This window comes from Pseudonocardia nigra, from assembly GCF_019396355.1.
Taxonomy (GTDB): Bacteria; Actinomycetota; Actinomycetes; order Mycobacteriales; family Pseudonocardiaceae; genus Pseudonocardia; species Pseudonocardia nigra.
In genome coordinates this window covers 1-6544 of sequence record NZ_JAHKRK010000315.1, presented here as the reverse complement: position 1 = coordinate 6544, position 6544 = coordinate 1, and the positions used below count along the sequence as shown (strand labels likewise).

The 6544-nt window shown below is 71.0% G+C and carries 6 protein-coding genes; 2 read left to right on the top strand and 4 right to left on the bottom strand.

The features are described 5' to 3' along the window. Positions 1-47: 47 nt before the first annotated feature. The 4 genes from KME75_RS38890 to KME75_RS38875 are packed head-to-tail and all read right to left on the bottom strand — an operon-like array spanning position 48 to position 4375. Positions 48-1397: an MFS transporter gene (locus KME75_RS38890; RefSeq protein ID WP_246633682.1), complete on the bottom strand. Its 1350-nt coding sequence runs from the start codon at positions 1395-1397 to the stop codon at positions 48-50. Positions 1398-1445: 48 nt separating this feature from the next. Next, positions 1446-2426, bottom strand: a complete 981-nt coding sequence (locus KME75_RS38885; protein ID WP_219419942.1) for a D-2-hydroxyacid dehydrogenase — start codon at positions 2424-2426, stop codon at positions 1446-1448. Further along, positions 2423-3562 (bottom strand): Gfo/Idh/MocA family protein, encoded by a 1140-nt coding sequence (locus tag KME75_RS38880; RefSeq protein WP_219419941.1) that lies wholly within the window; start codon positions 3560-3562, stop codon positions 2423-2425. Before KME75_RS38880 ends, KME75_RS38885 begins: the two co-directional genes overlap by 4 nt. Before the next feature lie 60 nt (positions 3563-3622). Beyond that, on the bottom strand, positions 3623-4375 hold the full coding sequence (locus tag KME75_RS38875; protein ID WP_246633680.1) for a FadR/GntR family transcriptional regulator: 753 nt from the start codon (positions 4373-4375) through the stop codon (positions 3623-3625). A 101-nt stretch (positions 4376-4476) separates the two neighbouring features. On the opposite strand from KME75_RS38875, the gene KME75_RS38870 reads away from it, so the two are divergent. Further along, entirely contained in the window at positions 4477-5631 is a 1155-nt protein-coding gene (locus tag KME75_RS38870) for a mandelate racemase/muconate lactonizing enzyme family protein (protein ID WP_219419940.1), read from the top strand. Positions 5632-5642: 11 nt separating this feature from the next. After that, positions 5643-6356, top strand: coding sequence for an RraA family protein (locus tag KME75_RS38865; protein ID WP_219419939.1), 714 nt, complete (start codon positions 5643-5645; stop codon positions 6354-6356). Positions 6357-6544: the final 188 nt, after the last annotated feature.

Sequence of the window (6544 nt, the reverse complement as noted above, 5' to 3'; positions counted from 1 at the left end):
GGTCAGCCAGTCCACGGTCAGCCGCCGCTGGGACCTGCTGCGGCCGATCATCGGCGATGCCCTCGCCGCGGTCCGGCCGACCCCGCGGGAGGTCGCCGGCAGGGGAACTGTGCTGGTCGACGGCACGCTGTGCCCGACATGGGACTGGCGGAACATCCCCGACCTGTACTCGTCCAAGGTGGGCTTCCCCGGGATGAATCTTCAGGTGACCGCACGACCGGCCGGTCGTCGATCCGCAGGTGCACGATCGCCGACAGCGCGCTGAGCACGCACGCCGCCCACCACACGGCCAGGTACGAGCCGGTCTCGTCGTACAGCAGCCCGCCGAGCCAGACCCCCAGGAAGCTGCCGATCTGGTGGGTGCAGAAGACGAGCCCGCCGAGCGTGGCGAGGTAGCGCGGCCCGAAGATCTGCTCCACCAGCCCGGTGGTCAGCGGCACGGTCGAGAGCCAGGTGAACCCCATGCCCGCGGCGAAGACGAGCACGGTGGCGGTGTCGAGTGGGACGACCACGAACAGCGCGATGAGCGCCGCGCGGGAGGCGTAGATCGCCGCCAGCAGCTTCTTGCGGCTGCGCCGCCCGCCCAGCGCTCCGAACCACAGACAGCCCGCGATGTTGAACAACCCGACCGCCGAGAGCGCCAGCACCCCGAGGGTGTCGGCCAGCCCGTGGTCGGTCAGGTACGCGGGCAGGTGGTTGGTGATGAACGCCAGCTGGAACCCGCAGACGAAGTAGCCGGCCATGAGCAGCACGAACCCGCGATGGCGCAGCGCCTCGACGATCGCGCCGCCGACCGACTGGCGCGGCCAGTCCCCGGCCACGGGCTCGGGCCGGCCGGACAGTCCGGCGGCCGCGGGGATCATCAGTGCCGCGGCGACGGCCAGGAACAGGTAGGCGTTCGCCCAGCCGTGGACGTGCAGGAACACGTGGGTGACCGGCACGAGCAGGAACTGGCCTGCCGACCCCGCCGCGGTGCCGAGCCCCATCGCGAACGACCGCTTCGCCGGCGGCACGGCGCGGGCCATCGCCGCCAGAACCACGGCGAACCCCGCGGCACCGAGCCCCATCCCACCCATGCAGCCCACGGTCAGGCCGAAGTGGGCGGGCTCGTACGCCTGCGCCGCCAGCCCGATGCCGAGGGCGTAGCTCAGGCCGCCGAACAGGACGACCCGCCCCGACCCGTAGCGGTCGGCCAGCGCCCCGGCGAACGGCTGCGCCAGTCCCCAGACCAGCAGCTGGACGGCCAGTCCGAGCGAGAACTCCTCGCGCGTCCAGTGCAGGTGCTCGGTGACCGGGGTGAGGAACAGCGCGAAGCTGTTGCGTAGCCCCATGCCGATGAGCAGCACGACGCATCCGGCCGTCAGGACGACGGCGGGGCGCCGCAGGAGGGTGGGCATCACGGCCCGAGCGTCACATCCGCTGCTGACGCGGTGCTGACGGCGGGCTCAGTACCCCCACTGCTTCTCGACGACGTTCACGAGCGGCCGACCGGAGAGGAACCGGTCCACGTTGTCGTGGATGATCGCGTACGCGCGCGAGCCGTACTTCGGCGTCAGCCCTCCGTAGTGCGTGAGGAGGATGACGTTCGGCTCGTCCCACAACGGGTGCTCGGAGGGCAGCGGCTCCGGGTCGCTGACGTCGAGCCCGGCGCCGGCGATCGTCCCGGCGCGGAGCGCGGCCAGCAGCGCGTCCTGGTCGACGATGGGCCCGCGCCCCACGTTGTACAGGTAGGCGGTGGGCTTCATCGCCGTCAGTTCGGCGGCGCCGATCAGGTGCCGCGTGTCCTGCGTCAGCGGCAGCGTGACGACCACGTGGTCGGCGTCGCCGAGTGCGGCCGACAGGTCCCCGGGGGCGTACCGGTGGTCGAACAGGTCGTCCGCGTCGGTGGTCTCCCGCCTGCGCCAGCCGACGGCCCGCATCCCGAGGCCCCTGGCCTTCCGGGCCAGCGCCGTTCCGATCCTGCCCATCCCGAGAACGGCCATGGTCTGCCCCTCGACCTCGAACGGGGGCGTCGGCCAGTAGAACTTCTTGGCGCCACGCTGGTTGACGATCTGTTCGGGCAGGCAGCGCGCGAAGGCCAGCATCATCGCCAGCACCTGTTCGGGGACGCTCGCGACGTGGACACCCGACACGGTGGTCGCGACCACGTCCTCACGTTCCTGGTAGGCGGTGGTGGAGACGGCGTCCGCGCCCGCGCCGGTCGTCTGCACCCAGCGCAGCCGCACCGCCCGCGGCAGCAGGCGGTCCGGTACATGACCGATCACGGCATCCGCGTCGGCGATGTGCGCCTCGAGCGTGTCCGGAGCTCCCTCGTAGGAGACGAAATCCGCCTGGGGAAAGGCCGCCGCGAGCTCCGCCCGGTAGTCGACGCCGTCCCCGCGCCCCATGTCCCCGCCGACGAGGATCAGCGGGCGTTCCGCTGTCATCGGATCGCCCCGTCGAGCGCGCGTTCCCCCGGCAGCCCGTCGAACAGCCCGGACGCGCCGCGCGGCCGCCACAGCTGTACTGCGCCGGCGGCGACGTCGTCGAGGGCCATCACGGCGTCCTGTTCGGCGGAGTCGAGGGCGCGGAGGACGACGAGCATGTTGGCGTAGCTCTGCCGGATCGTCCCGACGACGGGCTCGCCGTGCTGGACGGCGTCGGCGAAGTTGCACAGCTCGGCGTAGTAGCCGTTGTCGATGCCGTGGAAGACGTCGGTGCGCGTGGTGCCGTCGGCGCGGGTGAGCGTGACGCGGCGCTCGGACTCGGGGCCGGCGAGGACGAGCACGCCCTCGGTGCCGTACAGCCGCATGTCGTTCGGCTCCCGCGGCACGGCGATCTCGGCGTAGCTGGCGGTGTAGTTCCCGATCGCGCCGTCGGCGAAGACGAGGTTGAGCGCCAGGTCGGACGGGGCGTCGATGGTGCTGTTGGCCCACTGGACGCCCGCGTGGGCCCGGACGACGTCGCCGCACAGCATGCGGATCTGGGCGATGTGGTGGACGCCCGCGTCGAGGTGGGCCCCGCCGCGGTACTGCGGCCGGTGCCGCCACGGCGTTCCGCTGAACGTGCCTTCGCGGGGCAGGTGCTGCCCGGCGTGCCGCCAGGCCATCAGGTGCAGCTTGCCGATGGCGCCGTCGTCGAGCAGAGCGCGGGCGTGGCGGATGTCGTCGCGGTAGAAGAAGTTCTCGGCGATGAGGACCGTCCGGTCCGGGTACTCGGTCTCGAATGCCAGGAACGCCTCGGCCTGCTCCTCGTCGGTGCCGGTCGGCTTCTCGCAGATCACGTTCTTGCCCGCGGCGAGCGCGTCCCTCGCCACCTCGTACAGCGACGCGATCGGCACCGAGATGAGCACCGCGTCGACGTCGGCGCGGTCGAGCAGCGCCCGGTGGTCGGTGGTGAACGCGGCCGGGTCGACGCCGCTGTAGGCGGCGAAGTGCTCTCCCTGCGCGACCGAGCGGTCGGCGAAGGCGGTGACGACGTACCGGTCGGCGAGCCGACTCAGCGCAGGCCAGTGCAGCTTCTTCACCGCCAGGCCGGTCCCGATGAGCCCCAGTCGGATGGGCCGGGTGTCACCTGTGGTCATTCCACCGTCCTCTCGGCATGCGGACATGTGCGGTCGCAGGGGGTGCGGGGGAGCGGCCGCCTATCGGGAGGCGCGGCGGGCCGAGGCGCGCTTCGTGCGCTGCTCCTTCTCGGCGAGGATCGGGATGTTGCCCTGCAGGTGTTCGCGCATCGCCGCGCGGGCGGCGTCGGGGTCGCGCGCCTCGAGTGCGGCGAAGACCCTCGCGTGCGCGTCGGTGGCGCGGTGCAGGCTGTCGGGTGCGGCGTTGGTGACCCGTCGGCTGGCGGTGAGCAGCCAGCGGGCGGAGTACATGATCCGGTCGAGTATCCGGTTGTTCGCCGCCCGGCAGATCTCCATGTGGAAGGCCGTGTCGACCTCGAGGTAGTCGTCCGGTTCGGCGGTGAGGTCGGACATCCGGTCCAGCTCGGCGCGCAGCCGGGCGAGCGTCTCGTCCGTGATGCTCGCGGCGGCCATCGCGGCAAGCTCCGGTTCCAGCAGCAGCCGCATCTCGTGCAGCTCGCGCAGCAGCGTGTCGACGTGCTCCTCGGGGAGCCACTCGGCCAGCAGCGGGTTGAGGTAGTCCCACTCCTCCGGAGGGCGGACGGTGACGCGCCGCCCCTGCGCGATGTCGACGATGTCGAGCGAGGCGAGGATCTTGAGGGTCTCGCGCGCCACCACTCGGGACACGCCGAACTCCTGCGTGATCTCCAGCTCCGACGGGGCGCGCCCGTCGGCGAGCTCCCCGCCCGCGATCCGCTGCACCAGGTGGGCGGCCACCTGCACCGGAAGGGTGCGGACCTTGACGCCGGCCGCCGACTCCTGCCTCCTGTTCATGTCAGCAGCTTATCGGACAAGTCTTGACAGTGACGCCGCTCTCTTGTCTCCTAGCCATGTCAGCAGCTTATAGGACAAGTTGGTCCGGGCGGGAGAGCAGTATGCGGATCGTCAACGTCACGACGGCGGTGGTCGCCTACCACGGCGAGGCCACGCTGGTGCGGATCGACACCGACGAGGGCATCAGCGGGTTCGGCGAGGCGAACCCGGACGCGGGTGCCGGCGGCGTCGTCGGGCTGATCAACTCCCTGAAGGACCTGCTCATCGGTGAGGACCCGCGCAACGTCGAGCGGTGCTGGGAGAAGCTGCGGCGGCGCGTCTTCGCCGGCCCGCAGGCCGGTGTTTTCGTGATCGCGCTGAGCGGGATCGAGCTCGCGCTGTGGGACCTGGCCGGTAAGGCCGCGGGCCAGCCGGTGTACCGGATGCTCGGCGGCAAGTTCCGGGACCGGATCCGGCTGTACGCCGACTGCGGCGACGGCGACGACCCGTCCGGCTCGGTGGCCGGGTGCGTCGACCGCGCACAGCGGATGGTCGCCGAGGGGTTCACCGCGATCAAGTTCGACATCGACGACCTGCGGCACCCGGCGAAGCACGACCCGTTCAACCACACGATCAACGCCGCCGAGCTGCGGTCGATGGTCGAGCGGGTCGCCGCGGTGCGGGAGGCGATCGGCCCGGACGTCGACCTCGCCATCGACCTGCACGCCCGCTACGACGTGCCCAGCGCCTGCCGGATCGCCTGGGAGCTGGAGCCGTTCAACCTGATGTGGCTGGAGGAGCCGATCCCGGCCGAGAACGTCGACGCGCTGGTGCGGGTCCGGGCGCAGACCCGCACTCCGATCTGCGCGGGGGAGAACCTCTACCTGCGGTGGGGCTTCCGGGAGCTGCTCGAGCGCGGGGCGGTGGATGTGATCGAGCCCGATGTGCCGAAGTGCGGTGGGCTCGCCGAGGCCAAGAAGATCGCCAACCTGGCCGAGATGCACTACGTGCCGTTCGCACCGCACCTGGTCTCCACCCCGCTCGGCACGATGGCCACCGCGCACCAGTGCGGTGCGATCCCCAACTTCTTCGTGCAGGAGTGGCACGCGCTGGAGGAGCGCGAGGTGTGGGACAGCTACGTCGTGGCGCCCGACGGCAGCGGGTCGATCGTCAAGGACGGCTACATCACCCTGCCCGACACCCCGGGCATCGGGGTGGAACTCGACATGGACGGCGTGCGTGCGCACGCCGTGCCCGGCTACGGAATCTTCGAGTGAGGGGACCCGACGTGACCGACGCAGCCACCCGCCCCGACCCCGCATGGGTCGAGCAGACCGCGAAGCGCCTCAAGGCCCTCTACACGGCCGTGGTCTACGACATCATGGACGAGATGGCGCTGCCCCATCAGTGCCTGGACCTCGGGATCGCCCCGCTCGACCGCTCCATGCAGGTCGCCGGCCCCGCCTACACGGTCGTGGCCGGGCCGGACATGCGCGAGCGCGAGGAGATGCCCCCCAACACGAAGCTCGCCGACTTCGGCGTCTTCACGCAGATGTACGAGGGATGCGTCGTCGTCGTGGGTGCCGCGGGTGAGCGGCAGAGCGGCATCTGGGGGGAGCTGATGAGCAACGCCAGCCGCGCCCGCGGCGCCACCGGGGTGGTGATCGACGGCGGCATCCGGGACGGCCGGCTGGTGCGCGAGGTCGAGGGTCTGTCGGTCTTCGCCCGCTACACCTCGCCCATCGAGTCGCTGCGCCGGTCCCGGATCCACGACATCGAGGTGCCGGTCTCGATGACCGGCACGCTCACCAGCCAGGTCCGCGTGAACCCCGGCGACTGGATCTTCGGCGACGAGGACGGGGTGCTGGTGATCCCGGCCGAGGCCCTCGAGGAGGTCCTCGCGAAGTCCGAGGAGGCGAAGGACATCGAGGACAAGGTGCGCGAGGAGGTGCAGTCCGGCGTCCCGGTGATCGACGTCTACAACAAGTACGGCCGGCTCTGACTACGGGGCAGGAACGAAGAACTGCATGCCGGAATTCGCCCATCCGCACCCTGTGGATGGGCAGGGCCCCGGCGTTGTTCGTTTTCGTCCGGTTTGGTCGGATTCGGTTAGATGTTGAAGACGGCGAAGGCGTCGTCGTGGTTGCGGAGGTCGCGTCGGGCGTGGGCGATGTTGGCGCGCCCCGCGAG